This window comes from Nocardia beijingensis NBRC 16342 (assembly GCF_001612785.1).
Classification (GTDB): Bacteria; Actinomycetota; Actinomycetes; order Mycobacteriales; family Mycobacteriaceae; genus Nocardia; species Nocardia beijingensis.
In genome coordinates this window covers 1-25,094 of record NZ_BDBC01000083.1, presented here as the reverse complement: position 1 = coordinate 25,094, position 25,094 = coordinate 1, and the positions used below count along the sequence as shown (strand labels likewise).

Genomic DNA, 25,094 nt, shown 5'->3' with positions numbered 1-25,094 from the left:
TCGCTCAGTCAGTCCTATCCGAAAATTATTGTCCTAGCACCATATACGGACTCTCGGATAAACCGATCCATAACCCGGATCTGGCTTCTAAGTGGCTATCTGCGGCCCTACGGTCGGACCTACCCGGCATCGGGCCGCCGCTGCCGCCTCGCACGCACGGGAGGCAGCGCACGGGCCGCCGCAACGGCGCGGATTCCTGTGGCGCAACGCCCCGGTGCCGGGTGCCACTCAAGTTCTGGCGCAACGGAGGTCCGTACCGATGCACACCCTGGCCATGCACCACGCAGTCGTCCTGACACGGCAAGAACCTCATCAGCCACCGCCGACGCCGTTCACAGTTGCCGAAGCCCACCGCGTGACGCAGTTTCATATTGCCTGCCGCGCGAAGTGGTGTCCCAGAAAAGCCGCCGCGCTCGAGTCTCTCACCGCCGCTGGCCGCCTCGTGCCGTCCACGACCCATCCCCGCTGATCTGGGATCTGTGGGAAACGATGAACGCCAAAGCTGCTCAGCGGGAGCCGGACTGCCCTAAAGCCGAGCAGTTGCGGGAGCTGTATCGGGCGTACGGCTATCTGGTCGCCGAAATTGAATTCGGTCGGCGTTCAACGCCCGGAGGGTGATCCAGAATGTGGCCTGTTCGCTCGCCGCGGATTATCCGGCACATTCATATCGAGTTCGGTGCTCTGATCTTGGATTACCAGGCGTCTGCCGAACAAGCCAGGCAGGTCGCGGCTGAGTTGGCGGGTGTGTTCGCGGGCGGGGTGCTGGTGGTGACCGTCGATGACGACGTGCGCGCTGACATGCCGCCGTTGCCGTGTGCCGGGCTATGGGATTGATCGCCGAAGCCGCTGTATTTCAGACCTTTTAATGCTCACTTATGTCGAAGGGAGTTTGCTGTGCCCGAAAATCGCCCGCAGTACGCCGTCTACTACGGATTGACCCCCGACCGGCCGGTCGCCATCACACTGCCGCCGGTGGAAGCCCGACCGGACCAGCCGCTCCCGGAAGCTGGGCACTTCCTGCGGATGTGCGCCGGAGTTGAGGAGCCGACCACGGTCATGCTGCGTAGTGCGCGGGAGATCGTCGGTATCTGGCGGCACACCTTCGAACATGGGGTGGCAGCGAAGGCGAACGGCGGCACGCTCAACGAACAGCTGAACATGTACACCTGGTTCATCGACCGGGAAGCCGCCGGTCACACGAGAGATATCGCGGTGCAGGCTGATGCCGCGGTCGCGCCGTCGTCATACGGCCAGTGGGTCTCGTGGCTGGTGTGGAAGTACTTGTTGTACGTGCTGCGGCAGCACGATCCCGAATGCCATGAGCATGACACTGTCGAATTGTCGGCGTGTAGCGAGTCATTCGATGCGTTGGTCGATCGGGTGCAGTGCGGGCTCATAAGGCTGCCTGAGCAAGCGACGGACAAGTTTCCGCCCATGTCGGTGACACCGCGCCCGACCGAGATCGAGGTCGCACGATCCGCCCGATCTGGGCCTACGGTCCCCTCTCTCGCAATCCGTGACTGGATCAGCGAGGTCCGCTGATGTCTGAATCTGTTTTCCGCAGCCGGATCGCTGTCGTCGGCGCGGGCCCGGTCGGGCTGATGCACGCTATCGAATTGTTTCGGCGTGGAGTGGCGTGCCGAGTCTTCGACAGAGCCAACGCCCACGCGGAGACCTCACGCGCCTGCGTCGTGCACACCCGCACACTCGAACACGTAGCCCAAGCCGGGATCGATGAACCGTTCGTGACGCAGGGCCGCCGCGTCAGGGCGATGAACTATCACTTCTACGACGATGCGGGCGCGGTGGCCGAGGCCGCGCGGCTGGACTTCACGGGTTTGGATAGCCGCTATCCTTACGTGCTCACCATCCCGCAGAGCGTCATCGAACAGATCTTGCGGGAGCATCTCGCCTCCCTGGGCGGCGAGATCGAATGGAACACCGAACTGCGTTCGCTCACCACCGACGCCGGGGGTGCTGTCACCATGCGGGTGGTCGACACCACGACCGGTCGCGACGAGACGCTGCATCCGCAGTGGGTCATCGGCTGCGACGGGCTCAACAGCACCGTCCGACGCCACCTCGGTCTGGCCTTCGTCGGCGGCGAGTACCACGCCGGCGAGATGAGAATGACCGACGCGGTGTTGACAGCGACGTCCAGCGGGCTTGCGCTGCCGGGGGAGGATCTGGATTACCACATCCACGAACACCGTATGGCGCTGCTGATCCCGCTGCCGGGCCGGACCCATCGGGTGCTGGTCAGCGACATGAACCCGGTGTCGGGCGCCGGCATTTCGCGGGCGGGTTTCCAGTCGGCGCTCGATGACTACTTCCACGGTGCGCTCACCCTCGGCGACCTCGAGGGCACGGCGAACTTCTATATCCGCAACCGCGTCAGCAACCGGTTCCGGCGCGGCAACATCTTCCTCGCGGGTGACGCCGCGCACATCCACTCACCGGCGGGTGGGCAAGGGATGAATCTGGGCATGCAGGACGCGGTCAACCTCGGATGGCGGCTTGCGCTCGTCGCCCGGGGGGAAGCCCCTCCAGCGATCCTCGAGGACTATGAGCGTGAACGGGTCCCGGTGGCCCACCAGGTGATCGCACGCACCAAACAGCTCCACGACCTGCTCATGGCGCACGGCACACCGTTGGCCGAGCGCCTCGCGATCCTGCGGGATCCGGGGTTCATTCACCAAGCAGTACTGGGAATCTCGGGCATCGCGACCACCTACCGCGCCCCCGACCCCAATACGCCGGCGATCACCTCGCGAGGTGGGCTCGCCGTCGGCGACCGCGCCCCCGACACCGCTCTCACCCCACGGTGCAGAGTGCACGACGTGCTGCGTCATCCCGGGCACACCGTGCTGGCATTCCAGCGCCACGCCCAGTCGACACCCGCGCTGCGGGCGTTGCACGATTACGTCGGGCAGCGGTTCGGTGCGCGAGTGCGGGTATCGGTGATCACCGCCCCCGATCTGCGCGGGCTCGCACCAAATGGCGCTGTCATCGCCGACAGCGACGCTGCCCACAACCTCTACGGTGCCTACGACACCGACGCCCTGTGCCTGCTGCGCCCCGACGGCCACATCGACCACCTGTGCGAACTACCGCAGCAGCACACACTACTCACCACACTCGGCGCCGACCTCACCTGACTTCAGCCACGCGGCGCCCCGGCGTGGCTGTTCCTTTCCTTTGCTGTCCACACGTCTTCGCTTCCTGGGTCCTCGGCCCCCGGCGTGACCGTCTTCGGGTCTCGCCACATGGCTCCGTGCTGCCCGCCACCTCCGCATCCTCATCTGGAGTCACCTCGAATGACCATTCCCCCGCCCCCGCCCCCGCCCCCGGCATCCGGCGGAAGCTGCCCTCTGCGGTACGGATCGCCCGCCGACCCCGGAAACGACCCTCGGGTACCGCTGCACACCGAAGAATTCGCCGCCGATCCGCACAGCGTCTACCAGCAGATGCGTGACCGCTTCGGCGCGCTGGCGCCGATCGAACTCGCCCCTGGCATACCCGCGACATTGGTCCTGGGGTATCGCACCGGGGTGAACATCCTGCAAGATCCCGCCCATTTCCCCGCTGACCCACGCACCTGGGAACAGACCATCCCACCCGACTCACCGATTCGAGGGATGCTCGGCTGGCAGCCCGCCGCACGATTTCACGACGGGACCGCCCACGAGCGCTACCGCACGGCATCCTCCGCCGCCATCGCCGGGATCGATCTGCATGGCCTGCACGTCACCGTCGAAGCCATTGCCATCCCACTGATCAACACCTTCAGCGGCCACGGCAACGCGGACTTGGCCGCTGACTACGCCTTCCCGCTCGTCTTCCATGCCCTCAACCAGATCATCGGCTGCCCACCGCAACTCGGGAGCCAGATCGCCTCCGGTATGGCTGCCCGCTTTGATTCCGGCTCCGAGGCGGCGCTGGGCATGAATGCGCTGAAAACAGCTCTGCTGGAACTGATCCGGCTCAAACACGCCCAGCCGGGTGATGACATCACCTCACGCCTGGCGCACCATCCGGCCAACCTCACCGACATCGAACTGCTGGCCCAGTTGATGAGCTTCTACGGCGCGGGCATCGAACCCACCCGCAACCTCATCACCAACACTCTGCTGCTGATGCTTCGCGATGACCGGTTCGGCGGCGGCCTGCTCAGCGGAGCCCTCTCGACCCGCGACGCGCTCGATGAACTGCTGTTCACCGACCCGCCGATGGCGAACTTCTGCCCCAGCTACCCACGTCAGCCGATCATGGTCGATGACACCTGGATACCCGCCCACCAGCCCGTCCTCGTCAGCCTCGCCGCTTGCAACCGCGACCCCGCCATCACCGGAAACGACCGCATTGGCAATCGCTCACATCTCGCCTGGGGCGCCGGGCCGCATGTTTGCCCCGCCGAACACGTCGTGTACCTCATCGCCGAACACGCCATCAACCAACTGCTCGACACCCTCCCCGACATCCAACTCGCCACACCGGCCAACGCGCTGCGCTGGCGACCCGGACCCTTCCACCGAGCACTCCACCAATTGCCGGTCACATTCCCCAAAACCCCTCCGCTCGGCAGCCGCTCATGGCCGCACGCCGGCCACCCATGACCCCGTGTAGCGAAGCGAACCCTTGCCCGGAGAGTCTGGTGATTACACGGGTGTGATCTTCTGTGAATCTGATTTCGGTTCGACTGGCCCAGCCTGATGGTTCGGCGGGAAGGATCACTTGACAGTCGGAGAGACCCGGATCCGTGGTGGATGCGGTGGGTCAGAAGGAACCGGCCCAGCAGCTGCTGGCCCAGGCAGAGCGGGACATCGAGCTGCTCGGACTGGGCGGGCTGCTGAACCAGCTATGCCGTCGATGAGCGCGGCGCCCTGAACTGGTCCTCAAGGATCTTTGCGGCCGTGAGTCAGAGGCTGGCAGGGGGCCAGAAACAATGGATCCTCTGAAGGTCACACTCGTCGGTGCTGAAGCCAGCCGCGTTGTCTGGGCGGCTGGGACAACGGAGGCTTCACTCGTGGTCTGCCCGCCGATCGAACCGGAGAAGCGGAACGTCGAATAGGTCCGGGCGTGGGATACGTCTCAGGTCGGGAGAGGTCACTTCTATAAGCATCATTTCGGTCAGGAACTGGACGGAGGCGTCGAGGAGATGGCTGGTGTGGCCAGCGGCGCTGTACTCCTTGAGGCCGACTGCAACGTGGATGTGCGGTCGGATGATGTCGTGGTCCGGATCGTAGGCGAGGGTTCCGCCGCCGTATGCCTCGACATTGGCGAGCTGGACCTTGGACCAGACCGGCGCTGCGGGATTTTCGAGTTTTTCACAGGTGCCGACGATGGAGACTGCGGAGAATCCGGCGATGAAGGACGGGATAAATCCCTGCTTGACGCTGTTGGAGCGGCAGAAGTCCTGCAGCGCAGGGAAGAAGTCGTCGCCGTGGTCGAACACGACCAAAAACGTTCTGCCGATCGTGACCTCGGTGCTACGCATTGTCCGCACCCGCCATTTGTACGGACCAAGGCCACAAGGCCGGATCGGCGTGGCCGCTGGCTACGGCGAAGGCCGACGCGATGGTGTCGCGGTCGGCTTGGTTGCAGATCAGGGTGTGCAGCAGCAGGCGGGCCTTGACCGGATCGAGGAACCCAGCGGAAATCAGGCCGCGAGCGAGCAGGTCGCGTTCGGAGCCTGAGAATCCGTAGGTCTCCGCCAGCACCGTTCCGCCGCACGTGCGGGACGCGAGAATTACCGGTTTGCGTTCGGCGATCGCGCCGAGGCGCGGAGCAAGGGGGGCAGGTACATGTCCGGCTCCCACGGCGGCCACGACGATCCCATCGACATGGTCGGCGACAGCGTCCAGGACGGTGCCGTCGTCGCCGAGCGCGGTGGGCACCAGGGCTATGCGGACATCGTCGGTCGGCGGTGCGGGCAGACAGGTTCGGAAGGATAGGTGGTTAGCCAAGTGCACGTGGCCTTCTGAAACCCAGCCGAGCGGCCCACCGTCCGGAGATTCGAATGCGGCGCAGCGGGTGGTGTGGGTTTTGCGGACGCGGCGTGCGGCGTGGATTTCGTCGGCGAAGACGACCACACAGCCCAGTTTCCGCGCCTGTGGGGACGCGGCTACCTGGACTGCGGCGAGGAGGTTGGCCGGACCGTCAGCTCCAGCCATGCTCGGGTTGCGCATCGCGCCGGTCACGACCACGGGCTCAGGCCGATTGTGCAGGAGGTCGAGCAGGTAGCTGGTCTCCTCGATGGTGTCGGTTCCCTGGGTCACGACAACGCCCGCGGCGTGCGGTAGTTCTGCGGCGACGGCCTCGTGGAGCGCGGCGATGTCGGCGAAGCTCAGCGAGGCCCCAGGGACCTGCCGGAATTGCACTACATCTAGTTTCACCCCAGCATCATTCAGGCCCGGCACGGCGGCGACGAGCTGTTCAGCTGTGAGGCTGGGAGCGACTCCCCCCGAGCCGGTCGGTGTCATGGCGATCGTTCCACCGAGTCCGAACACGACGACTCGGCTGAGGCTTTCAGGGTTCGACACGCCAGCCAGACTATCCGCCCGCTGCCGCCGCCATGCCCAGGAAGGCACAGGCCCGTTCGAGTCCAGCCAGGGACAGTAGGCGACTCCTCGGCCGGACCAGGCGGGCTATGCCTGTTCCGGCCAGCCCACGGCATCTGCGGGTGACCCAGTTCCAGTCGATATCGAGGTACTGGGCGAGGCGGTGCAGGCGCTGGAGGGGTTCCGGCGCGTCGATCGCCGAGTGAGCCGTGGCGTGCCCAATGACGTCGGCGAACTGACGGACGGTCGTTCGTTTGTCGATGATATCCACCAACCAGACGTCGTCGCTCCGCACCCAGTTGGCGAGTATGGCTGTCGCGCCAGGGTCCAAGACAAATCCGGGCGTGTCATCGAATAGCGGGTCCGGGCACACCACGACGCGAATGCGGAACGATTCCATCAACGCTGCGGCAAGGAGCAGCAGAATCCGTTCCGGCAGCATTGATCCGGATGGATCCGGCGAGACGTGAAAGGCGCGAATCGGTGGAGTGGCAGGTGCATGGCGCGCGGCTGTCTCTTGGAGATATTCGAGTTTGTGGGCGAACAGCAGCCAGGAACTCGCCTCCTCTCCGGTTCGTTCTGACGTCCAGTACAGCGGCGTCTGGCTGAGCCGGTCGGCATGGCGGAGAATGTGGCGGGCGCAGAAGTCGGAACCGAGCCACATTTGAGCTACCAGGGAAAGGGTGTCGTCCCGGCTGATCGCCGAAGCCGTGGCGCCGTCATAGAGATGACGTACAGCAACTGCCGCGTCGAGTTCGGCATCGCTATCGAGCAGGCCTTCGTCGAGGTTGCTGACGGCCCACAGCATTCCCAACGTTATCTCGTCGAGCTCGTATGCCCTCGGCAGCACCAGTTCCCGTTGTCGACTGGCCCTGGCGGAGAGCCCGAAGTACCGCGAAGACCCGTTGGTTTCCACGGCGGCGACCACGAGCCCGCTCCGAATGCGGGCATGATCGCGAACCCGCTGCGATCCGCCGTCAAGAAGAATGCGCTCCTCTTTACTGTCGGCAGGCAGAACGAGGGCTGGGATGGATGTACCAGTGAAGCGTTGGCCAGCTGGGGTTTCGATGGCGATCTGGCCTAACGGACGTCGCGTCTTTCGAGCCCATGGAATCGTTGCAGCAGCGTGTTTGGTGGTGAGCGCGACATCTTCTGCCCGAGGCTGCAAGCAGTGCACTGACTCAACCAGAGCGCCCGCCGCGCCGAGGATGTCATCCAGCCGCCGGATCAGGTCATGGCTCGCCGTCCGCTGCCCCTTCTCGATCTTGCCGATCAGGTCGCCGCTGACATGCACGAGTCGGCCCAGGTTGGCGAGAGAATAGCCTCCCGCTTCCCGTCGTCGTCGCAGCTCGGCTCCGAACCCGCCGCTCGTCGAAAGTCCTGGTAGATAATCCGGCGCCCGCCCCACGACGTCGATTGTCGCAATCGCGACGGCGTGTCCGCTACTCGTTTGTCTCGTTCAAGGGCCTCCGAGGTGTCTACGGAGATCGGAGCCGTGGGGCCGGTGCCATGCGGACAAGCATGTTTGTCCGCACTGACAGCCCCGATTCGGCCAACGTCGGACAGGGGAAGTGGCGATCCTGAAAGTCGTTGTGGCGAACGGTCACAACGAGTTGAACAGTGGGGAAGGAGGATCTCCATGGCCAAGGTCAAGCGACCCTGGCGTCGTCCGCAGTGGCGCGCCCGCAACGTCCGGACTCATTGCTGATCCGGTCGGACTGTCGGTGCCCGCCCGAGTCGAAGGCGGGCACCGACCCAGAAAAGACAAGCCGTTCCTGCTCGAAGGCGAGGCCGCCATGTCCGCAAAACTCGAAAGCACCAAGATCTCTCTTCACACCCACGCCGTGGCGCGAAAGACAAGCGCTGGCCTGACAATGCTGTTCGACAGAGCCAAGGGCGTGATGTACGAGCTGAACGAATCCGCGTCGGCCGTCGTCGGTCTGCTGGCGGCGGAAGGCCCTCAGGGATTCGGCGAAATCGTCGAAGCGCTAACCCTCGAATTCGACGCGTCGCCCGAAGAGATCGCCGCCGACGTCACCGCCTTCATCGACGACTTCACCGATGCCGGGCTGCTGAAGCGGGGCGACGATGCAGCATGAGGCCGTGCTCGTCCGGCCTGACGACTTCCAGCTTCCCGAGCATCCGCTGCCGATCCTGGTTCAGCTGGGTCTGACCTATCGGTGCAACCTGAAATGCAGTCACTGCTACGCCCTGTACCGGCGCAACCGGGATGAGTTCACGCTCGCTGAGATCGAGCAGTTAGCACAGCAACTGCACAGCGAGGGCGCGGCAAGCCTGGTGTACTCGCACGGCGAGAACATGATCCGTCGGGATTTTCACGAGGCGGCAGCGGTCTTCCGGGACCTGGATTTCTATCAGACCCTGATGCTCAACGGCTTCTACGTCCGCAGCCCGAGGACGCGGAGAAGCTCATCCGAGCGGGGATCAGTCGCGCGATGGTGTCGATCGACAGCACTGACCCCGCCGTGCACGATCGGGTCCGCGGCAAGGCCGGGGCGTTCGACGTCGCCGTCCGGGCTCTCCGGATGCTCAAGCAGGAAGGCATGGCAACGGTGGGTTTTTCGACCACCATCGACTCCCACAACTATGAGGATGTCGACCGCATCGTCGACTTCGCCCTAGACATCGGAGTCGACGCGATCAGTTTCATGCAGAACCGGTACAACCTGCACAGCATCTTCGATCGCACCCTATGGCCCCGTTACCAGCAAGTGTGTAAGCGGTTGTATCAGTTGATCCTCGATCACCAAGGCGTGCTGGACATCTACACCCACGACCCTTTCATGCTGACGCTGATCGACGACCGGCTGACCGACCAGGCGGCCCGCGAGTTGTTCATCGGATCGAATCTGTGCAATGTGGGGACCAGCATGGTGTCGATCGACCCGGTGGGCAACGTGTCCGGCTGCAACTTCATCGAAGAAGCCATCGGGAACGTTCGCGACGAGCCGTTCGCCGACATCTGGCGAAGGCTGGTCGACCGTTACTCCGATCGTCGGGAACCGCCGGCCGGACCGTGCGGCTCCTGCTCGGCGCTCGGGCCGTGCATGGGCGGCTGCAAGGCGTTCCACTACAACGGCAAGTACGACGAGCGTTGCGGTGCACAGCGATTCGTCGATTCCGGCCCTCACGGACTCGACACCGCGCAGCAGACCATCCCTGCGACCGCCCCGCAAAACGCTCCAGGGGTTTTCGTGGGCCTGCCTCGGCTACGTGTGGGAGCCGAGTGATGAAGATTCTGTTCGTCAATCCGCACTACACGCACGACCCACATACGTTGCTACTGCATCCGCCTCTCGGCTACGCCTACATGGCGCGCTCGCTGCACCGGGCTGGACATGAGGTGATGCACGTGGACCTGCCTTTCGAGGGCAACAACGTCGATGCGCTGATTGCAAGGCTCGACGACATCCACCCGGACCTGGTCGGCGTCACCTCCGTCGCCCAGAGTTACTACCACGCGCTCGAGATCGCGCGAGCTGTCCGTAGCTGGCGGCCGACGACACCGATTGTGTTCGGTGGCCCGCATGTCTCGTTTATCGGCACCGAATGCCTCACCCGCCACGACTGCGTCGACTTCGTGCTGCTGTTCGACGCCGAGGACAGCATCGTCGACCTCGCCGACGCTCTTGGTTCCGGCGGCGGCACCTCGGCGCTGGCGAAGGTGCCGGGCCTGGTCTTCCGCGACGGACCCGGCGTCCGGATGACGGCGCCCGCGCCTCCGGAGATGGATCTCGACCGATACGGACGACCCGATCGCAGCATCTTCGACATGCGCAACTACCTCGACTACGACTACGAGACCGTCGTCATGACCGCGCGAGGATGCCCAAGTCGCTGCACCTTCTGCTCGACGACGATCGCTGGCCGCGCGGCCCGCTGGAACAGCCCGACGCACGTCGCGGACGAGATTGAAACCGTCGCCGAGATGGGGTTCTCCTCGATCTTCTTCGGTGACGACACCTTCTCCGGCGATCCGCGCCGAGCAGTTGCGATCTGCGAGGAGATCAGACGGCGTGGCCTGACGATCCCGTGGACCAGCAACATGCGGGCACAGGACGCGCGCCCGCAAGTGCTCGACGCGATGATCGAGGCGGGCGCATATCGGGTGTTCGTCGGATTCGAGTCCGTTCAGGACCAGACGCTGCGGCTGGTGAAAAAGGGCACCTCGCCCGCGCGGCTGTACAAGACGGCTGCGCGGATCATGGCGGCGGGGCTGGAGCTGCATGCGTCATTCATTGTCGGTGCGCCAGGGGACACCCCCGAAACCCTGGCGGCGACCATGGATTTCATCCGGCTCGTGAATCCCACGGTCGCCACGTTCAACGTCATGGAGCCCCGCCCCGGCACGGACGTGTACGCAAATCCCGGACGGTACGGCATCACGATTCCCGACAAGTACTGGTACGAAACAACCAGTTGGCTCGACATGCCCGTCTGCCATAACGAAGCCCTGTCCACCACGGACATCCGCGACTGGGTCAGCCGCTGCTACGACGAGTTCTGCTCTCCCGACTTCCGCGATACCGCCAATCTGCGACGCCTGGAACCGATCCGCAGCCAATGGGACCACGCGGCTGAGCAGGTGCAGAAACACCTTCCGTTCGTCGGGAGACCGGCATGAGCCTCCAAATCGGACTCGTCGGCGCCGGACTCGCGGCGCGCTCGCATGCCCTCGACATCGTGACCGACCCAACCATGAACCTCGCTGGCGTAGCCGCCGCTCGCCACAGTTCGGCGGCCGCAACAGCCGAGGACTTCGGCAGCACCGCGTATCACGATGTCGATTCGATGGTGCACGCTGGCGTGCTCGATGCCGTCGTGGTGGCGGTGCCGCCGCGAGCGGTGTTCGATGTACTCGAGGGGCTTCCCGCCACACTGCCATGCCTGGTCGAGAAGCCTGTCGCCGCGACCTCCAGCGAACTTTCCCGGCTGCGGCGTCTGTCCGGCGAACGACCGTACTGGGTAGCCCCGTTCAACCGACGCTATCAGCCGCACATCCGCAAGAGCGCCGAGCTGGTCGCACAGGGGGCAATCGGGTCACTGTGCCGAATCGAGGCTCGCTGGACGGGACCGTACGCAACGAGGTATGCCCACAATGCACCCACCTACAGGGCATCCGCCGGCCCACGGCACGGTGTACTGATCGACAACGGTAGCCACGCACTGGATGTCATTGCCATGTTCCTGCCAGCCGACGTTCCGGCCCCCACCCCCAACACGATCACGGCGGTCTTTGGCCGTAACGAACGCGGCGCGGACGTCGAAGCGGACCTCTGTTTCCGTGCTGGGGCCGTCGAGGTGCGCCTGGTGCTCGCCGACGCGGAGGAGGGGCCTGGCTGCGGAGACTGGCAGATCGCCCTCGAAGCGGACCAAGGTGCCGCCCTCCTGAACGAGAGCGGCTGCACTTTCGACGCGCCAGAACCCACCGAGATCGCGCCCGAGCCCATGCTGCGCCCGGTCACTGACCTGCACCGGATCGCAGTAGGTGAGCCGCCGATGGGTTCGCGGCTGAGTGACGTCGAGCAGATCAGCGTGCTCTTGACCGCCGCCTATGACCACGCGGAGCGATCCACCTCCCGTTGGATCCGGCCACGAGGGAAGGCCCTCGGTCGGCTCAACGGCGCCTGCTGAACGGAGGAGAAAAGACAATGCGAATACTGCAATTCGAACTGGAGACGCGTCCGGTCGCTGCAGGCCGCTGCTTCATCGAGGACACGGTGGTCATCGCCGATGAACTTGTCGCGATCCGTGTAGATGGCGTGCTCGATCCCGACTACGCCAGCTCCCTTGCCGACCATCTGGCTCGTGGAATCCACTACGAGCGCGACGAAATCGGCGACACGAAACGTGTAAGCCGTGCAATGCGTCTGGGCGACATGCCGGACAGTCCCATCGCAACGGCCGCCGCGCCCGATATGACTGCGCTCGATGCCCTCGACATGTTCGTTAGCCCGTGGTGGCTGGACCAGCTGAGCCGATGGCTCGGGCAACCTCTCGAGGTGCTGCGGCCCACGACGCCCTACCGTATGGATGTCGGTGACTACGTCGACCCGCACGATGATTGTCCAGCACCCGAGTACCGGCTCTCGGTCGTGTGCAATTTCACGGCGGACTGGACTTCAGGTGACGGCGGGGAAACCGTCGTCGGTCTGGTCGAAGAGGTCGTCGAATACGACGATCCGGACTGGTTCTTTCCCTTGAAGAAATGGACCCTGCGACCCGAAACACGGCAGTTGGCCCCGCGCTTCAACTCCGCGTTACTTCTCCCGCTAGCACCCACACGAGCGCATGCTGTTCAGCCGGTCCAACATGGATCCCGCTTCTCGATCACCACGCTGTACGGAGGCATCGAGCGATGACCCAACAGCTCATGACCGACGACGAACGCAGGCAATGGGCCGAACAGGGCTATCTGCACATCCGCGGCGCGCTCGCGCCTGGCGAAGTACAAACGCTTCGGGCTGCGCTGCTCGACCTGCACAGCCGTGACGCTGCCATCGATTTTGCCGATGTCTTCGACGCTGGCAACAATCGCGACCTGAGCATCGCGAATGCGCTGCGCTGGTGCCCGGAACTAGATCTGCTGCTCGATCATCCCGGGATGTTCGGGCGGATCCTCGGACTCATCGGCCCGTACGTACAGGTGCTCGGCTCGGAAATCTTCTTCCGATACCCCGCGCCCGATCCTCTCGTGGCCTTCCATACCGACCAAGGCCCGTCGCTCATCCACGCCGCCCCGAACCTCAAGGAGGTACAGATCAAAGCCCAGTTCTTCCTTACCGACCTCACCAGACCGGACGCTGGGAACTTCACCATCGTTCCTGGCTCCCATCACGCCAACTTTCCGGGCAAGATCGCGTTCGAACAGGTTGCTTTGACCAGACAGATCCTTGCGCATGCCGGTGACGTGGTGTTGTTCCCGCTCTCACTCGGTCATGGTGTCGCAGCCAACACCAGCGACACCACCCGCATCAGCGTGGTCCTGCGCTACGGCCAACTATTCTGTCGACCCGTCGACTACTGGATCACTCCCGACATCGATATCCTCGATCGCCAAACGCCACGCCGCCGCCGGCTACTGGGGGATTTCGGGGCGCGCAGCCGCCCCGGCGACGTCTACGGCGCGATCCCCGATCAACTGGAGCTGATCTACGGCGACGACTGGTCGGATACTGACCAAGCCCGCGCCGACTTCGCCCAGGCACAACAAAGCCTCCATGCCTACGAGACCCTCTAGTCACGGCTGGCGGACCGTTCCGCACGTGATTCCCCGCGCCAACCTCGCAGTCACAGGCCAACAACGTGCCTGAGCACGATGCCGCCGCCGAACACGTCGCCGACCGGACATGATTCCAGCCTGACTAACATGTTCATGTACCTGCATGTTCATGTACCTGCCACCGGTCCCACTCAGGTGAGCCGGGCCACTCCCTAAACGCAGCGAAGGATGCCCTGTGAAAGTCGACAACAGTCCTGCCCGCGGAATGCGCGATCTGCTCCCCGCAGAGGTCGCCATGCGGGACCATGTGCTGTCGACCATCACAGGGGTTTACCGCAGCTACGGCTATCAGCGCATCGAGACGCCCGCCCTGGAGGACATCACCCGCTTGCAGGGTGGCCAGGGCGGCGAGAACGAGAAGCTGATCTACCAGGTCCTGCGTCGCGGCCTGCCGCCCGAAGTCGAAGCTCGCAGCATCGTCGCCGATCTGGTCGACCTCGGGCTGCGGTTCGACCTCACCGTGCCGCTGACCCGGTTCTACGGCAACAATCACGCTCAGCTGCCCACCCCGTTCCGCGCCCTGCAGGTCGGCCCCGTCTGGCGCGCGGAACGGCCCCAGAAGGGTCGCTACCGTCAGTTCTACCAATGCGACATCGACATGATCGGCGAACCCGGTGTGCTGGCCGAAGCCGAGTTGATAGAAGCCACCACCAGCGCCCTGGCCGCCGTTGGCCTCCACAACGTGACCGTGCGGCTGTCCGACCGCCGGTTCCTCACCGCTGTCGCCGCAGACTCCCGCCTGCCCGAAGCCTGCTGGGACAAGTTCTTCATCGCCTTGGATAAGCTCGACAAGATCGGCTGGGACGGCGTCCGCGCCGAACTCGCCAAGACAGAGATGCCCGCAGAGGCCGTGGCCATAGCACTGGACAAGATCGCCGCGCTCCAGGACACCCCGACGGGCAAACTTCTTGACGTGTTGGCCGACGCGCTGCCAAGCGTGCCCCAGCAGTTCCTCGACGACTTTGCTGCTACTACCGCCAGCCTGGAGTTCCTCGCAGAAGAACGTTCACTCGCTTGGCAATTCGATCCCACTCTGGTGCGTGGCATGGGCTACTACACTGGCCAGATCTACGAGATAGCCCACCCCGACTCGTCCAGCTCGGTCGCTGGTGGCGGACGCTACGACCAGCTGATCGGCCGATCCCTCGGTAAAGACGTACCCGCCTGCGGCTTCTCCATCGGATTCGAACGCATTGTGAATCTACTCGGCCAGCAGGGTCGCCGCGACGCCCTCGCGATTCTCGTCGAACCGGACGTCCCTGTGGCCGCGGCACTTTCGGCAGCGCGCGAGTTGCGGCACGATAGCCGCACCGTTGAAGTTGTCCGGCGTAGCGGCAAGCTCGGCGCTCAACTGAAGCGTCTGGAGGCGGCCTCTTTTGGATCGTTCGCGATTCTTCAACTCGTGGACGGCGCGGTCGTTCGTAGCGGTGAGCGCGAACTGGGGACATCGGCCCGTACCTCAAACGATCGCCCACAGTAGTCGGTCCGAGTTGCTGATTAGGGGCAGGACCTACTCCGAGGTCATTCGAGCCGAACTTTCGGGCTCGCGCGCCGGCAGTGGCTGCCGCTGCTCTGTTTCGTCGGCAGCTGCAACCGTCCGGCCTAACCGCAGCCACCAGCTTGTTGAACGACTCCATATAGCAAGACAATTCGGCTGCATCCTGCTCATGGCGTGCGGGATGAGTTTTACCTGAGCGCGTAGAGGAGGTATTGCAATCCGGCCAGGGCGCCCTGCTGGGGCGACTGTTCGACTGACCATCTAATCGATCGCAGCAGGCGGCGAGCGTCGTGGAGACCCACCGTGGCACGGGGTCGCCTTAGCTGGCGATGGCCGATGTGTCGTAGAGGCCGTAGGCGAGGAGGACGTGGGGGCAGTCGGGGTAGTCGCTGATCTCGAGGTTAAGTGGGAGGGGCTTGTCGGTGCCGGGTGTGCGTACATGGATCGGTGTCGGGCGGGGGCGGTCGTAGGTGACTTGCATAGGGGTGGATTCCCAGATGCGGGGGAATTCGGGGGTGGTGCGTAGTCTCTGGAACAACATTCGTGCTCTGGGGAGGTCACGGTATCGACCGAGGGGTCCACGCAGGATGGTGACGGTGTAGCGGGCTTCGTTGTCCCAGTTGTGAATGCGGTCGCGGGCGGCGGGGGAGAACATCCACTGGAAGTAGTTGTTGTCGGCCTCGGCGAGGCCGGGGACCATGCGGTGGAATATCCGGTTGCCGTGCAGCACGGTTCGGAGGGGGTCGAGGTAGACGGCGAGGGTGTAGCGGGTATCGAGGTGGTCGAGGTGGGTTTGGATGCCCAGGCCGGTGAGGCGCTGGCGTAGTTCCTCGGCGGGTGGCAGTTCGAGGGAGGGTTGCCACAGGTCGTGCAGGTGTCGTCGCTGGGAGGAGTCGAGGTCGAAGGCGTCGGCCAGTTTGGTGAAGACACGAGGGCCGGGGTAGGTCCGATTCCGGATGAGCCGGTGGAGGTAGGAGCTGCTGAAACCGGCTTGTTGGGCGGTGGATTCGCGGGAGAGGTGATGGCGGTGACGCAGCCATTCCAGCGAGTCGTGGAAGTCGGGCATCCCGTCGAGTGCCGGGGCGTTCCGCATTTTCATCTTGCCCGTCTCTGCGGAGGTAGCGAGTGCGCGATCTGCCCGGCGCGCGAACGACGAGGTGCCGATTCGGTGTTGTGGTGGCGGGTGGAGGGATTGCCTGTCATTCGGTACTCCTGTTCGGTGGTGCGGGGATTCGGGGTTGGCGCAGTGAGCTGCGGTTCATCGGTATTGTCCGTGTCGGCTAACCCTGTCGGTCAGACCTGGTCCGGGGGTAGGGCTCGCAGTAGCACACGCAGAATCGGACGTCGTGGGAACTCGAGGCGTAGCCGAGGTGGATACGTGCGGAGTACAACTCGCTGGTGATGAGGTCGCGCAGGTGGATTGGTTCCTCGGGGCGGTGGCCGTAGGCGACCGCGTCGCTGGTATCCCACGCCTCACGGAAAGTGGCCGCAGCGCGCAGGTCGTGGAAGAGAGTGAGGGCGTGCGGGGTTTCGCGGTGGCGTCCGAGGGCGCCGCGCAGGGTCGCGACTAGGTAGGCGGCGGCGCTGTCCCAGTGCACGACGATGGGTTCGGCGGTGGGCGTGGCGGAGCCGGGGTGAAAGAACCACAAGGCGACGTTGCCGCGGAACTGGTCAATGTCGGGCAGGCCCGCGGTGAACCGTTCATTGGCGAGGACCACATTCCACAGCGGATCGATGTAGGCGCCGGCGATCTCGCGGCGGTCGAGGTAGGTCAGTGTTGCCCGGTGCTCGGGAGTATCGATGCGGGTACGTAATACCGCGATCGGCGGCAGAGCGACCGGGGGTCGGGCGAGGTCGCGGGTGTAGCGTTCCTGCCCGCGATCGAGGTCGTAGGCGGTGACGAGGTGGCTCAGGACCGCTGGTGAGGGCGTCGCCTTGTTGTGTTCGATCTTTTTGAGCATCTCCTCGCTGATGTGAAGGCGGTCAGCCGCGCGCGGGCGCGGGAGTTTGCGGCGCTCGCGGATCCGGCGCGCCCAGCAGCCGAGGTCGGGTATCTCCGACCGAGACGAACTGGCGCGGTCCTGCTGGCGGCGTCGTCGCGGATGGTGGGCCGGTTTCGTTGTCCGGGTCACGTAAAGCCCCTCCTACTACGGTCTTCCGTACTTCCTTCCACGTGGGGTACGTTGAAGGGTTCACTTCCCCGACTCGATTCGTTCCTACCAGAGAAAGATCATCCCCGGCAAACAATATTCTCCGTGAGCTAGCCGATAAATAGCCATAGGTGTCCGCGTGGCGGGCGCGACGTATTGCTGTGCTCGCGCGCCGGGATGACACGCGCGTTCGGGACGTTTCTCAAGTTTCTCTACTGACACTCGCGTTACCCCTTTCTCGCATCGACGCAGCCCGCGACGTGTGGCCGGAGGGGTAATGGTAGTGGTAGCACATTCTTTACCTCTCGAAGGGGTAGCGCGGCAGTGGTTTTCGGGGCTGTGATGGTGGGGCAACTGCACCTCCTCCGGTAAAGGAATAACTGTGGACCCCTACACCATCCTGGCGCTGCTCGACGCGGGCGCATCGCTGGTCTCGAATGTCCTGTCGGTCGCCTCGCAGGCATTGGGCCTGGTCCTGTCGTTCGTCTGATCAGCCATGCCGTTCCTCTGACATGAGGAATACGGCGACGGGTCCCCCGGCTGCGGTCGGCGGCCGGGGAATCCGTCGTTTCTCGCGCGGTATCACGCGCATTTTCTGATCCTTTCCTCTCCTTTCTCATTCGATCGAAAGGGTTATTTGTCGTGCCCGAAAACGGGAATACATCTCTCGCATACGGAGGTCGGCTGCTGTGGGGTGGCCGTGTGTTGGCCCTCGGCGCTGTGCCGGTGGTGATGATGCTGGCCGCGCCGCAAACCAGTGCTGTGATGCTGGATCCGATCGCCGACCAGCCCGGGGTCACCGCCCCGGCCCAGCCCGGAACCACCGCACCCGCCCCGCCCCCACCACCGGACCTACCACCGCCCGAACCCCCTGTGTATGCGGTGCAGCCGCCCGAGATCCGCAACGGCCCGGCCCCGCGCCCGGCACCCTCACCCGCGCCCGCCCCGCCGATCCAGGTGATCGAGCTGCACTCACCCGAACCGGTGACACCGGTCGCGCCGATCGAGCCCCCGCCGAACACGATCCGGATCGGCCAGTGGGAGACGCCCTCTCCGGAAGGATTGCCCCCGGAGATCCGCGACGGCATCAACACCACCGCCGCGAATGCCGAGGCGCAGGCCGCGACGTTCCTGGACTCGATCGGGATCCCGGCGGGTCGCTCTGATCGGGTGGCCGGTGCCACGATCGCCGGGGCGGGCGCCGGTGGTGCGATCGGAGGGGCGCTGGCGGGTGCCCCGGCGGCGGCAGCGGGCGCGGTCGCGGGCGGGCTGGCCGGTGGCACGATCGGCGGTATCGCCGGGGCCGCACTGGGCACCGTGGTGATCGTGCCGGTCATCGGCACGATCACCTCCGGTGTGGCCGGTACCGCGCTGGGCGCGGCGGCGGGCGCTGTCGCGGGCGCGATCGTGGCCGGGGTTCCCGCCGCTGTGGTCGGCGCGTTGGCCGGTGGCACGGTGGGCGCAGGGTTCGGCGCCGGAGTGGGGGTGGGCCAGCCGTGACCGGTCTGCGTCTCCTCACCGCCACCGTGCTGGCGGCCTGCACCAGTGCGCTGTGCACGCCCGGCTCCGGGGCGGCGCAACCACCCGCCGCAGGCCCGGGTTGCCCCGTGTTGTGGGTCCTCGGAGTGCAGGGCACCGGCGAGTCGTCCCCGGCAGCATCCCCGTCCGCCGATACCGGGATGCTCGGATTCTTGCTCGGCCCGGTGGTGGCCGCTGTGCCAGACCTCGTGCAGCGCACGTACATCGCTTATCCGGCTGGGTTCGGTGGCGTGGTGGGCACAGGCACCAGCCCCGACTCCTACGCGGCCTCGATGGGCGAGGGCTTGGCCGCGCTCACGGCCACTGCCGCCCGGATCGCCGCCGATTGCCCCGCCACCGCTCTGGCTGTGGTCGGGTATTCCCAAGGTGCGCAGGTGGTGTCGGAATTTGCCCGCGCTGTCGGCGCGGGCGAGGGACCCGTCCCGGCCGAGCGGGTGGCGGGTATCGCGCTGTACTCCGATCCCGATCGCGCCCCGGGATCGCCGGTGATCCCCGGCCGCCCCGGTCAGCTCACCCCCGACCCGGCCCCCGGCACCACGGGGGTGGCGGTGTCGGGGGTGGCGATCACCACCGCCCCGGCCTCCGGTGGCGGGATCGCCACCAGTTCGGGTGTCGAGTACGGGGCGTTGACCGGGCGGGTGGCCGATATCTGCGTGGAGGGTGACTTGAGTTGCTCGGCACCCGATCGCGCCGCCCTGTTGCGGGTGGCCGCGCAGGTCGCTGCCCAGGGGGATCTGCGTGATCCGGTGGCCGCGCTGGGCTCGATCCAGGCGCTACTGTCGGGGTTGCTCGGTGACGCCTGGACCACCGTGGTGAACAACGACTTCCACATCGGCCCCGGCGTCGTCGATTACGTCCCCGCGGCGAGCCTGGCCGACCGGCTCACCGACGCCTCCGACCCCCGTACCCCCCGACCCGATCCGGACCAGACGGCTGCCGCGACGGCCCGGTGGGGACAGATCACCGGGGTCGTGGCCTCCGACCCGGTTGGGCAGTTGCCGAAACTGGCCGGGCAGCTCTCGGGTGCGTGGGGGCAGCTGGTGGCCGACAACGCCGATCTGACGAACCCGGGCGTGTGGCTGCGCTATGCCGACATCCATGGCCGCCACACCGGATACGCCGCTGCCGGACAGCTCGTCAGCGGCGTCGCGTGGCTGACCGCACTCGCCCACGATCTGGCCGGGAGGCACCCGTGAACAACAGCGATTTCTACGACACCCCCACCGTGACCGGCAGCCGCGCTGGGGATCTGGTGCGCACCCGGCCGGTGTTCGTTCCGCAACTGACCTCGGCGGCGGGAGCGTGGCAGGTCATCTACATCTCCACCAATTCTCGCTCCGAACTCGTTCCCGCCTCCGGGATCGTGCTGACTCCTGAGGCGGTCGCCGAGCCCGGTGCTACCGCGATCCTGGTGTATTGCATGGAGTTTCGTGGTCTGGGCGGGGTGTGTGCACCCTCGCAGCTGCTGGCGATCGGTGCCGAACCCGACACGACCGGGATCGAAGCGGCCTTGCGGCGGGGGTGGGTGGTGGCGATACCCGACGGTGAAGGACTCGGCCTCACCGGAGCCGGACCGCACACCTTCCTCGCCGCCCGCGCCGGGGGCAGGGCCGTGCTCGATCTGGCGCGGGCGGTCTATCGGGGCGCGAATCTCGATGTCCCGGTTGCGCCGGTGGTGGCCTGGGGATACGCCGACGGTGGGCGGGTGGTCGCCGCCGCCGGGGAACTGCAGCCGTGGTACGCGCCCGAGGTGGACTTGCGTGGGATCGCCGCCGGAGCCGTCGCTTCCGACCTCGCGGCGCTGGCTCCGGCGTTCAGCCGGGGCATGGGCGCGGGCCTCGGGCTCGCGGCGCTGATCGGGATCTCACGCGCTTACGACCAGCTCCCGCTGCGCCACATCCTGACCGAGGCCGGGACGCAAGCGGTGGCCGAGGCACAACATCTCACCGATGCCGCACTGCTGAAACGGTTTCCGCAACCGGTGGCGCACTGGTGCCGACGCCCGGACCCGTGGAACGATCACTGGTGGCGGCGGGTGCTGGCGTTGGAGACCCTCGCCCACACCATGCCCGCGATGCCGCTGCACCTGTACCACGGCAGCGACGATGAGATCGTGCCCGTGTCCGCTGGGCGGCGCACCCTCATCGCTTACCGGCAACGCGGCACCGAGGTCAGCTGGCGCGACTACGGCGCCGATCACCGCGCCACCGCCGACGCCGCCACCCCCGATGTCCTCGCCAGACTCGGCGAGAACATCACCCGCCGGCCGCCTCCCAAGCCGGGCCGGCCGATCGGCGAGGGCGAGCACAGCGAGCACGCCACCCGCCCCTGACCCCCTCCAGGGGAAACTCTGCCCGCACCCCGCACCCACCCCCACCCAGGGTGCGGGCAGGCCCCCGGTGACGTACCCACAGCACACAGTCCGAGACCTACTCCTGATCTGGCGAGGTGAATGCAGTTGCGCAAGACGCCGGGCGACGACGACCCGTGGGCCTGGATCGAACAGCCGCTAATGGGACCGTCCCTGCACCTCGTGCCCGACCCCGATCTCGATTCCGAGACCGGGGTCGAGGCGAATCCTGCGGCGCGGGAGGGCCGCTGGCTGGTGGCGTTGCCGCAGCCTCCTGACCCGCCCGACACGGCCGTAGGGCCATGGGGGCGGGGTGATGCCGGGCATCAGGTGTCTTGGCGGGTGTGGGCGGCGCTGGCGGCCACTGTGGCGGTGATGATCGGTGTGGTGGCCGTGTGGGCTGACGACACACACGACGCCGGTGATCCGCTGCGTGCCACGGCGGTCCCGCCGAGCGTCACGTCGTCGGCCGAGGGGGCGTGCACGGGATTGTCGGGCACCGTGGTCACCGACCGCCCCGCAGACACCACCGCGACCGTGGCGGGGGTGATCGCGGCGTTCGAGGCCGCCTACTACATCGACCGCAACGCCGAGACCGCGATGCGGCTGCTGGCACCGGAGTCCGGCATCGCCGCAGATGGACTCGCCGCCGGGATCGCCTCGATCCCGGCGGGCACAACCCATTGCGTGGCGGTGACCCCGATCTCGGAGTCGACCGCGAACGTGCATGTGGTCGAGCTGCGCCCGGACCGGCAACGGATGGACTACCTCCAGCTCATCAACACCCGCCCCGGCGAGAGCGGCCTGTTGATCAGCAACATCCAGAGGCAGGGATGACTACGGCCACCCCACAGTCTCCCGGCTCGCAGGCGCCGTTACTGATCGCCGTTGCGGGCCTCGGCCCGCGTGTCGGCACCACGACCACGGCGGTGGCTCTGGCTTGCTCTTGGCCCGGTCGCGAGGCCGCGCTGGTGGTGGAGGCCGATCCCGCGGGTGGGCAGTTGGCCGACATGGTCGGGGCCGACCCGTATCTGGGGTTGGCGAGTTTGGCCCGCATCCTCGAACCGGACGCAGAGTTCGAGAAGGACCGGGTGCTCGAGCACCTGCAATTCCTGCCCAACGCTGTGCCGATGCTGGCCGCACCACCGGGCCGCGACCTCGCTCGAACGGCACTGACCACCGCGCTGCTGACCGGCGCGCACCCGGGCTGGCGGGGGCTGGGGGCGACGGTGTTCGCCGATTGCGGTGTCCCCGAACCGGACTCGGGTCTGGCCCCGGTCCTGGAGGCCGCCGACGCCTGCCTGGTCGTCGTACGCCCCGACTACACCGAGCCCGAACGCGCGGCCCACCGCATCCTGCGCCTCACCGCGGGCTGCCGCCGCCGTGGGATCGTGCTCATCGAGAAACCTCGCAGCGAGTTCGCCGCTGCCCTCGCCCTGCCGATCCTGGGATCCTTGCCCGCCGCGCCGGTGTCGGCCGAGGCGCTGCTGCACGGGACCCGGCAACCGCGTCGCGGTCCTCGCCTGCTGCCTGCCGCGCGCACCATCGCCACCGCCGTGCGCGAACAACTGCGCCCACCGCACCCGGTCGCGAACGCACCGCATCGGCGTACTCACCCACCGACCCGCCCCCACATGGCCCCCGCCCGCCGCCAGGCCCCACCACCGACCGTCTACCGACTCGACCCGGCCACCACCGCCGTAGGCCCGCGACCGTCACCGAACCCGAGAACGGAGGCAGCGACGGTCCGCACCCCGCCCGCCCCTGCTCCCGTACGTGTGCCGCCGCCTCGCCCCACCACACCCGGCCACGCCGCCCAGCAGACCAGCCCACCCGGCCAGGACCGAGCCACCGACCCTCCTGCCGCGCCACATCGCTTCGCGCCATCGAGCCCGCCACCGGCGAGCCCGGCCCCGAAGCGGTCCGAGCCCCGACTGGCGATCAAGGTCTTCGGGCCGACCCGGCTGCTGTGGCGAGCACCAGGGCGTGAGGAGGCCGTGGATATCACCTCCCGGTTGCAGCCACGCAGCCGCGCGCTTCTCACCGTGCTCGCCCTGCACCCCGAGGGCATTACCAGGGCAGCGCTGATCGAGCTGCTCTGGGACGAACGTGCCCCGGAACGCTCCGGGCACGCGCTGACCAACACGTTGAGCCGCCTGCGCACCACCGTCGCCGCCGCCACCGACGACCAGGTCACCACCTTGCTGAGCGACGACCGAACGCATTGCCGCTTGTCCGAAGACGGGATCACCGTCGACTATCGGCAGTTCACTGCGGCCGTCGCCTCACGCCGCCGCGCCAGCGGCGATCAGGACCAGGCCGCCGCCTGCCGAACCATCGCGCAGCTGGCGACCACCACCCTGGCCACCGACCTCACCGACGCCGCCTGGGTAGAACCCCTGCGCGAAGCCGCACGCCGCGACACCCGCCACGCGCTGAGCTGGCTGGCCCGCAACCCCGACCTCGACCCCCGCGCCACCCTGGGCCTGCTCGAGACAGCGGTCGACAACGACCCCTACAACGAAACCCTCTGGCACCACATCCTGCGCCTGCACGCCCGACTCGGCGAATACGACGCCCTCGCCTCCACCTACTCACTACTCACCCGCAGACTCGCCGAAATCGGCGAAACCCCGAGCCGCGAAACACACCGGCTCCTCGAAGACCTCCGTAAAACCGCCGAATAGAAGACGGCCATCAAACGAATCCTCTCCTGCTGCTGCGTGGATAAGAAATCCGCGCCACCCCTCCCGTGTGGCAGCGAAGTGTTACCGAATGACGGTCGGTGCCGAATGTAATCCCTTGTATAATTCAATCCAGCGATGCGCGCTGCTCGGGAAATTATTCATTGCGGGCGCGGATACGCATTTCATTCACGAATTCTCGAATGCCGTTCTCGCGGCATCGTGGATTAATTCCCGGTGCGGCTGCTGCTCGCGATCTTGATGTGGTCAATTGGTGGGGCGCTCTGTGGGGTTTTCCGTGGGGTGTTCCGTGGGGCGGTCAAGACGCCCCACTTCGACACGGCACAACCACTGTTCAGAGGCCATATACCCGAGTGGGGGCAATCCAGGATTGTCTATATACAAAGCTATATAGACATGCTTCGCCGCCACTCGTCGGCGGTTCCTCCCGACCGGTCCGCGCCACGCTCACCCTTGCTGCCTGTCTCCATCCCGCCTTATCTTCTCCGCCTTCTGTGTCATCTATCTTCTTTTCTTTTGTTGCTTTTATGGGCGGTGCGCGGTCTCGGCCGAGGAGGGCTGCGCGCGTTTCATTTCATTCTTGCTTTGTCGAAAATGGGGGCTCGCGAATAAATTTCGGAAATTGCCGCTTTTTCGGGTTGTGGACTCGTTGTGAGCCGAGCTAGCGTCGAGACGTGCCCCGGAATTCGTCGGGGAATCCACGGAAATCCGATTGGTGGCCTCGCCACACGTATGCCACCATCCGCGTGGCGGTACGTGATTCGGTTCGACTTTCTGGAGACGAAATGACTGCACCTCGTTTGGGTAATGGTGAATTGCGGCGCATGGTCGCCGGTGTGCTGGCTGGCGATCCGGGCCGCGAGCATTCCCCCCGGGAGGTCGCGAAAACCCTGGCGCGTTCTTCCGGTGCGGTCGGCAACGCGCTCGAGGCGCTGACCGCCGCCGGTCACGCCGACCGCACCGCCGCCTCACCGCGCCGCTACCGCGCC

At 66.0% G+C, this 25,094-nt stretch carries 21 protein-coding genes and 3 pseudogenes; 19 read left to right on the top strand and 5 right to left on the bottom strand.

All coding sequences use genetic code 11. The annotated features are described in order from the left end of the window. Positions 1–624: 624 nt before the first annotated feature. From NB3_RS33155 to NB3_RS33140, 4 genes are all read left to right on the top strand, one after another. Positions 625–834 carry a hypothetical protein gene (locus NB3_RS33155; RefSeq protein ID WP_067811285.1) on the top strand — a complete coding sequence of 70 codons (210 nt, stop codon included), beginning with the start codon at positions 625–627 and terminating at the stop codon, positions 832–834. Positions 835–894: 60 nt separating this feature from the next. Further along, the gene (locus NB3_RS33150) at positions 895–1,542 is read left to right on the top strand and encodes a hypothetical protein (RefSeq protein WP_067811284.1); all 648 of its coding nucleotides are present in this window, start codon (positions 895–897) and stop codon (positions 1,540–1,542) included. Continuing rightward, the gene (locus NB3_RS33145) at positions 1,542–3,158 is read left to right on the top strand and encodes an FAD-dependent monooxygenase (protein ID WP_084823881.1); all 1,617 of its coding nucleotides are present in this window, start codon (positions 1,542–1,544) and stop codon (positions 3,156–3,158) included. The genes NB3_RS33150 and NB3_RS33145 overlap by 1 nt, the downstream gene beginning before the upstream one ends. A gap of 159 nt (positions 3,159–3,317) precedes the next feature. Beyond that, positions 3,318–4,616, top strand: a complete 1,299-nt coding sequence (locus tag NB3_RS33140) for a cytochrome P450 family protein (protein ID WP_067811279.1) — start codon at positions 3,318–3,320, stop codon at positions 4,614–4,616. Between the two features lie 404 nt (positions 4,617–5,020). On the opposite strand, the gene NB3_RS33135 is transcribed toward NB3_RS33140, so the two are convergent. The 3 genes from NB3_RS33135 to NB3_RS33125 are packed head-to-tail and all read right to left on the bottom strand — an operon-like array spanning position 5,021 to position 7,968. After that, positions 5,021–5,497: a PPC domain-containing DNA-binding protein gene (locus NB3_RS33135; protein WP_067811277.1), complete on the bottom strand. Its 477-nt coding sequence runs from the start codon at positions 5,495–5,497 to the stop codon at positions 5,021–5,023. Then, positions 5,490–6,509 carry an asparaginase gene (locus tag NB3_RS33130; RefSeq protein ID WP_280473619.1) on the bottom strand — a complete coding sequence of 340 codons (1,020 nt, stop codon included), beginning with the start codon at positions 6,507–6,509 and terminating at the stop codon, positions 5,490–5,492. Before NB3_RS33130 ends, NB3_RS33135 begins: the two co-directional genes overlap by 8 nt. A 43-nt stretch (positions 6,510–6,552) precedes the next feature. After that, a complete protein-coding gene (locus tag NB3_RS33125) occupies positions 6,553–7,968 on the bottom strand; it encodes a helix-turn-helix domain-containing protein (protein WP_067811274.1) in 1,416 nt (471 codons plus the stop codon). 163 nt (positions 7,969–8,131) lie between these two features. Between NB3_RS33125 and NB3_RS34675 the strand changes: the two genes are divergently transcribed. From NB3_RS34675 to hisS, 9 genes and pseudogenes are all read left to right on the top strand, one after another. Further along, entirely contained in the window at positions 8,132–8,659 is a 528-nt protein-coding gene (locus tag NB3_RS34675) for a PqqD family protein (protein WP_157112153.1), read from the top strand. Beyond that, positions 8,649–8,954 (top strand): annotated as a pseudogene (locus NB3_RS36890) (radical SAM protein); the annotation flags it as partial. The gene NB3_RS34675 and the pseudogene NB3_RS36890, both read left to right, overlap by 11 nt. A 26-nt stretch (positions 8,955–8,980) precedes the next feature. Next, positions 8,981–9,187: pseudogene (locus tag NB3_RS36645) on the top strand (radical SAM protein); the annotation flags it as partial. Between the two features lie 42 nt (positions 9,188–9,229). After that, positions 9,230–9,811 carry an SPASM domain-containing protein gene (locus NB3_RS36640; protein WP_307696463.1) on the top strand — a complete coding sequence of 194 codons (582 nt, stop codon included), beginning with the start codon at positions 9,230–9,232 and terminating at the stop codon, positions 9,809–9,811. Then, the gene (locus tag NB3_RS33110; protein WP_067811266.1) at positions 9,811–11,205 is read left to right on the top strand and encodes a B12-binding domain-containing radical SAM protein; all 1,395 of its coding nucleotides are present in this window, start codon (positions 9,811–9,813) and stop codon (positions 11,203–11,205) included. The genes NB3_RS36640 and NB3_RS33110 overlap by 1 nt, the downstream gene beginning before the upstream one ends. Further along, the gene (locus NB3_RS33105) at positions 11,202–12,215 is read left to right on the top strand and encodes a Gfo/Idh/MocA family protein (protein WP_067811263.1); all 1,014 of its coding nucleotides are present in this window, start codon (positions 11,202–11,204) and stop codon (positions 12,213–12,215) included. The genes NB3_RS33110 and NB3_RS33105 overlap by 4 nt, the downstream gene beginning before the upstream one ends. A gap of 17 nt (positions 12,216–12,232) precedes the next feature. Further along, complete coding sequence (locus NB3_RS33100; protein WP_067811261.1) at positions 12,233–12,943, top strand: 2OG-Fe(II) oxygenase; 711 nt, start codon at positions 12,233–12,235, stop codon at positions 12,941–12,943. Further along, positions 12,940–13,821 carry a phytanoyl-CoA dioxygenase family protein gene (locus NB3_RS33095; RefSeq protein ID WP_067811258.1) on the top strand — a complete coding sequence of 294 codons (882 nt, stop codon included), beginning with the start codon at positions 12,940–12,942 and terminating at the stop codon, positions 13,819–13,821. Before NB3_RS33100 ends, NB3_RS33095 begins: the two co-directional genes overlap by 4 nt. 217 nt (positions 13,822–14,038) lie before the next feature. Continuing rightward, entirely contained in the window at positions 14,039–15,343 is a 1,305-nt protein-coding gene (hisS, locus tag NB3_RS33090) for a histidine--tRNA ligase (RefSeq protein WP_067811255.1), read from the top strand. Between the two features lie 337 nt (positions 15,344–15,680). On the opposite strand, the gene NB3_RS33085 is transcribed toward hisS, so the two are convergent. Next, entirely contained in the window at positions 15,681–16,460 is a 780-nt protein-coding gene (locus tag NB3_RS33085) for a helix-turn-helix domain-containing protein (protein WP_084823879.1), read from the bottom strand. Between the two features lie 181 nt (positions 16,461–16,641). Continuing rightward, on the bottom strand, positions 16,642–17,493 hold the full coding sequence (locus NB3_RS33080; RefSeq protein WP_084823878.1) for a helix-turn-helix domain-containing protein: 852 nt from the start codon (positions 17,491–17,493) through the stop codon (positions 16,642–16,644). Between the two features lie 723 nt (positions 17,494–18,216). Between NB3_RS33080 and NB3_RS33075 the strand changes: the two genes are divergently transcribed. From NB3_RS33075 to NB3_RS34670, 6 genes and pseudogenes are all read left to right on the top strand, one after another. Next, positions 18,217–19,011, top strand: a complete 795-nt coding sequence (locus NB3_RS33075; protein ID WP_157112152.1) for a hypothetical protein — start codon at positions 18,217–18,219, stop codon at positions 19,009–19,011. After that, positions 19,008–20,246 (top strand): cutinase family protein, encoded by a 1,239-nt coding sequence (locus NB3_RS33070; RefSeq protein ID WP_067811243.1) that lies wholly within the window; start codon positions 19,008–19,010, stop codon positions 20,244–20,246. Before NB3_RS33075 ends, NB3_RS33070 begins: the two co-directional genes overlap by 4 nt. After that, positions 20,243–21,382, top strand: a complete 1,140-nt coding sequence (locus NB3_RS33065) for a lipase family protein (protein WP_067811240.1) — start codon at positions 20,243–20,245, stop codon at positions 21,380–21,382. Before NB3_RS33070 ends, NB3_RS33065 begins: the two co-directional genes overlap by 4 nt. A 126-nt stretch (positions 21,383–21,508) precedes the next feature. Continuing rightward, positions 21,509–22,237 (top strand): DUF8176 domain-containing protein, encoded by a 729-nt coding sequence (locus NB3_RS33060; protein WP_157112151.1) that lies wholly within the window; start codon positions 21,509–21,511, stop codon positions 22,235–22,237. Next, on the top strand, positions 22,234–24,087 hold the full coding sequence (locus NB3_RS33055) for an AfsR/SARP family transcriptional regulator (RefSeq protein ID WP_067811236.1): 1,854 nt from the start codon (positions 22,234–22,236) through the stop codon (positions 24,085–24,087). The genes NB3_RS33060 and NB3_RS33055 overlap by 4 nt, the downstream gene beginning before the upstream one ends. Before the next feature lie 803 nt (positions 24,088–24,890). Further along, positions 24,891–25,094: pseudogene (locus tag NB3_RS34670) on the top strand (AAA family ATPase); the annotation flags it as partial.

Bases quoted from the DNA above. Each gene is read 5' to 3' on its own strand.
- NB3_RS33155 (WP_067811285.1), top strand. From the start codon at position 625: ATGTGGCCTGTTCGCTCGCCGCGGATTATCCGGCACATTCATATCGAG.
- NB3_RS33145 (WP_084823881.1), top strand. From the start codon at position 1,542: ATGTCTGAATCTGTTTTCCGCAGCCGGATCGCTGTCGTCGGCGCGGGC.
- NB3_RS33140 (WP_067811279.1), top strand. From the start codon at position 3,318: ATGACCATTCCCCCGCCCCCGCCCCCGCCCCCGGCATCCGGCGGAAGC.
- NB3_RS33135 (WP_067811277.1), bottom strand. From the start codon at position 5,497: ATGCGTAGCACCGAGGTCACGATCGGCAGAACGTTTTTGGTCGTGTTC.
- NB3_RS36640 (WP_307696463.1), top strand. From the start codon at position 9,230: ATGCAGAACCGGTACAACCTGCACAGCATCTTCGATCGCACCCTATGG.
- NB3_RS33110 (WP_067811266.1), top strand. From the start codon at position 9,811: ATGAAGATTCTGTTCGTCAATCCGCACTACACGCACGACCCACATACG.
- NB3_RS33105 (WP_067811263.1), top strand. From the start codon at position 11,202: ATGAGCCTCCAAATCGGACTCGTCGGCGCCGGACTCGCGGCGCGCTCG.
- NB3_RS33100 (WP_067811261.1), top strand. From the start codon at position 12,233: ATGCGAATACTGCAATTCGAACTGGAGACGCGTCCGGTCGCTGCAGGC.
- NB3_RS33095 (WP_067811258.1), top strand. From the start codon at position 12,940: ATGACCCAACAGCTCATGACCGACGACGAACGCAGGCAATGGGCCGAA.
- NB3_RS33085 (WP_084823879.1), bottom strand. From the start codon at position 16,460: ATGAAAATGCGGAACGCCCCGGCACTCGACGGGATGCCCGACTTCCAC.
- NB3_RS33055 (WP_067811236.1), top strand. From the start codon at position 22,234: ATGACTACGGCCACCCCACAGTCTCCCGGCTCGCAGGCGCCGTTACTG.